Below are 3,886 nucleotides of genomic sequence, written 5' to 3'. Positions count from 1 at the left end.
AAGGCGAGGCGCTACGCGGTCACTTCGCTGATGTACTGCGCATCGATATCTGTGTTGTAGTACGCCATGCCCAGTTTATTCAGGTATTCCAGTCGATCTGCTTTCATCAAATCAATAGAGGGCACAGGTTGGCCAGCAGCTTCATAAAGTCCTGAGACGAAGGCTAAAAACTGCTCGCCTTCTTTCACCATCAGCAGGCTGGCGGCACCCACATCAGGTTTGACGCCGTTCTGTAAGTCTTCAGGCAACCTGACGGCCACTACAGCAGGGGATTCATCACCTTCGAGACGAATGCTGCGATTACGGACGGCTTGCTCAGCCCAGTAATACGCTAACTCTTTACTTTGGGTCAGAAAGATCGGCTCGATGGACTCGGTGTAACTATTGCCAATGGTGGCCATGGTCTTCTTGGCGGCCTGTTTCATGGCTTTGTCCCCGGAACGCTTGAGACCGTGCTCCAGGATTGAAGAAATCAGTGCTGAGGAAGTACCGTGATACCACACGTCGCCGGTTTTAAAGCCATCGGACGACAACAGTACTCTGGCGTCCTGCAAATAGGAAGGAGTGGAGCTCATAACGGATCCTCAAAAAATAGGAATAATTCAGAGAGATTCTAACAAAAAAGGCGGCCGAAGCCGCCTTTTTCATACACTTTACCGTGTCAGCAACAATTAGATGTTGTTGAACTGGTTAGAAGTGTTTTTGGCACCGCCAGCTTTCAGAGCCAGCTCACCAGCGTAGTACTCTTTGTGGTCGTCGCCGAGGTCAGAACCAGCCATGTTTTGGTGTTTAACACACGCAATACCTTGACGGATTTCTTTACGCTGAACACCTTCAACATAACCCAGCATACCTTGCTCACCGAAGTACTCTTTTGCCAGATTGTCTACAGACAGGGCAGTAGTGTGGTAAGTAGGCAGAGTGATCAAGTGGTGGAATACGTTCGCTTCACGTGAACAGTCAGCCTGGAAGGTCTTAACGCGAGCGTCAGCTTCAGCAGCCAGTTCGGAATCGTCGTATTCAGCACTCATCAGACGGTCGCGGTCGTATGCGGATACGTCTTTACCAGCTTCAACCCATGTATCATAGGCTTGTTGACGGAAGCTCAGAGTCCAGTTGAAAGATGGAGAGTTGTTGTAAACCAGTTTTGCGTCCGGGTGTACTTTACGAACGTCATCCATCATGTCCTTAATTTCGTGGACAGTAGGAACAGCCGTTTCGATCCACAGCAGGTCTGCGCCGGCATTGATGGCTTCGATACAATCGAATACGCAACGCTCATGGCCAGTGCCCTGACGGAATTGGTACAGACCAGAAGGCAGACGCTTAGGACGAACCAGCTTGCCGTCGCGGCTGATCAGGACATCGCCTTCAGCAGTGTCTTCCGGAGAAACTTCTTCGCAATCCAGGTAAGAGTTGTATACGTCGCCCTGGTCGCCTTTCTCACGAACAACAGCGATTTCTTTAGTTAGGCCAGCACCTTCAGAGTCGGTACGGGCAACGATAACACCGTCATCAACACCCAGCTCCAGGAAGGCGTAACGCAGAGCTCGCAGCTTGGAATGGAAGTCAGCGTGAGGAACAGTAACTTTACCGTCCTGGTGACCACATTGCTTCTCGTCAGCAACCTGGTTTTCGATTTGCAGTGCACAGGCACCCGCTTCAATCATTTGCTTGGCCATCAGGTAAGTGGCTTCAGCGTTACCGAAACCAGCATCGATGTCAGCAATGATAGGAACTACGTGTGTTTCGTGGTTGTCGATCTGAGACTGGATGTCAGCTTCTTTTGCAGCATCGCCAGCTTCACGAGCAGCGTCCAGCTCACGGAACAGACCACCCAGCTCACGAGCATCAGCTTGACGCAGGAAGGTGTACAGCTCTTCAACCAGGCTAGCTACAGCAGTTTTCTCGTGCATAGACTGGTCAGGCAGAGGACCGAACTCAGAACGCAGAGCAGCAACCATCCAGCCAGACAGGTACAAGTAACGACGTTCGGTAGTACCGAAGTGCTTCTTGATGGAGATCAGTTTTTGCTGACCTACAAAACCGTGCCAGCAACCCAAAGATTGGGTGTACTTGGTTTTATCCTTGTCAAACTCAGCCATGTCGCGACGCATAATGCCCGCGGTGTACTTAGCGATGTCCAGGCCAGTTTTGAATTTGTTCTGAGCACGCATGCGAGCTGCAGATTCTGGGTTGATTGCATCCCAAGGGCTGCCAGCGGCGGCCTTCAGGCCTGCAACGGCTTCGATGTCCTGAGTGTAAGTAGACATGATCGATCCTTTACTTTAACAACGGTGGGTGAATTTGTTACCTGACAAAGTGTAGAGAGTCTGTCAGAATTTAACTAATTTATAGTTTCTATATTCGGTATTTTCTTTATGAATATTGCTCGTATTGATCTGAACCTGCTTGTCTATCTGGATGTCTTGCTGCGCGAGCGCAATGTCACCAAAGCCGCTAACCAGCTGGGAATCAGCCAGCCAGCCATGAGCAATGGACTCAAACGTCTGCGGGCGTTGTTTGATGATCCACTGCTAATCAGGACAAGCGAAGGTATGACTCCCACGGAAAGAGCTCAGGAGCTGGAACCTGAAGTGCGCTCGATTCTGGTCAGTCTGGAGAAAACCGTACAGCCCAGAACAGAATTCAGTGCCATCGATAGCTCAAGAGTCTTCCGTATTATGGCAAGTGATTATGCGGAGTGTACGTTAATACCCGCCATTTTAAGGCGGTTGAGGAGTATAGCGCCGAATATTGTCCTGGATATCCTGACACCCAGTGACGTGACCTTCCTGGATGTAGAGCAGGGTAGAGTAGACATGGTGATCAACCGGTTTGACAGCATGCCGCAATCTTTCCATCAGAAAACTTTATGGCTCGACAGCTTCAGCTGTCTGCTCAGTAAAGACAATCCGGTGCTGGGCTCCTTTAATCTGGACAGCTATCTGCAAGCACAGCACGTTTGGGTGAGTAAAACCGGTATGGGGGTAGGCGTTGGTGTTAACCCTTCCGATGTCCAACGGTTGGGGTGGGTGGACGAAGTCCTTAAATCTCTGGGTAAGAAGCGCCAGATTACAGTCTTTACCCGTCATTACCAGGCCGCGGCTTTAATGGCAGAGCAAAAAGACTTGATTGCCACCGTGCCTAGCAAGCTGGCTAAGCTGCAATTGGCGAATAGTCGAGTCAGTATAATGCCGCCACCGTTTGAAATACCGCCTTTGGAGCTGAAAATGGCCTGGAGTCCTTTGCTGCAAAACAACCCGGCTCACCAATGGATGCGGCGATTAATCACCGAAACCGCCGAAACACTGGATCAATCCTGACCCTGGGCGGATCATTTCGCACAACTATTACCTTTGTGAATAGCGGGAATAGAAACGATAAATTAGTTTAATGGCGATCCCCTGAGCTACACTTTTGCGATAGCTATTTTGAACCTCTGGCCGCAAGACTCTTGGTGCAAGATTCTTGGTTCCAAACTTTGCGACCAAAGGTTCAGTCCCACCCATTCATAAAGGCGGATTGTTTATGACTTCACGTATCCAGCAAGGCGGTCTTCAGATCGCAGAGGAACTCTACAACCTGGTAGCCAACGATATTGCTCCCGGAACCGGCGTCGATGTCGATCACTTCTGGACAGAGTTCGAAAGCATTCTTAACGATCTCGCCCCAAAAAATAAGGCGCTGCTGGCCAAACGTGATGATCTGCAAGCCAAGATCGATGCCTGGCATACCGAGCGCTCTGGTCAGCCGCACAACGCAGCAGAATACAAAGCGTTCCTGCAGGAAATCGGCTACCTGTTGCCAGAAGGTCCAGATTTCAAGATTACCACACAGAATGTGGATCAGGAGATTGCCGAGCAGGCCGGTCCTCAACTTGTAG

3 protein-coding genes and 1 pseudogene are annotated in these 3,886 nt (G+C 50.3%); 2 read left to right on the top strand and 2 right to left on the bottom strand.

Going from position 1 to position 3,886, the window contains the following annotated elements; all coding sequences use genetic code 11:
* Positions 1 to 11 precede the first annotated feature (11 nt).
* Positions 12 to 575: a hypothetical protein gene (locus tag ACTG33_RS16565; protein ID WP_439136328.1), complete on the bottom strand. Its 564-nt coding sequence runs from the start codon at positions 573 to 575 to the stop codon at positions 12 to 14.
* Positions 576 to 671: 96 nt separating this feature from the next.
* Positions 672 to 2,273: an isocitrate lyase gene (locus tag ACTG33_RS16560; protein ID WP_439136327.1), complete on the bottom strand. Its 1,602-nt coding sequence runs from the start codon at positions 2,271 to 2,273 to the stop codon at positions 672 to 674.
* Positions 2,274 to 2,381: 108 nt separating this feature from the next.
* On the opposite strand from ACTG33_RS16560, the gene ACTG33_RS16555 reads away from it, so the two are divergent.
* Positions 2,382 to 3,326 carry a LysR family transcriptional regulator gene (locus tag ACTG33_RS16555; protein ID WP_439136326.1) on the top strand — a complete coding sequence of 315 codons (945 nt, stop codon included), beginning with the start codon at positions 2,382 to 2,384 and terminating at the stop codon, positions 3,324 to 3,326.
* A gap of 205 nt (positions 3,327 to 3,531) precedes the next feature.
* A pseudogene (locus tag ACTG33_RS16550) lies at positions 3,532 to 3,886 on the top strand (malate synthase G); the annotation flags it as partial.

The sequence above is a fragment of the Pseudomaricurvus sp. genome, from assembly GCF_965662505.1.
Lineage (GTDB): Bacteria > Pseudomonadota > Gammaproteobacteria > Pseudomonadales > Cellvibrionaceae > Pseudomaricurvus.
Note: the sequence above shows the minus strand (reverse complement) of the source record. Positions and strands in the feature narration are given on the sequence as shown.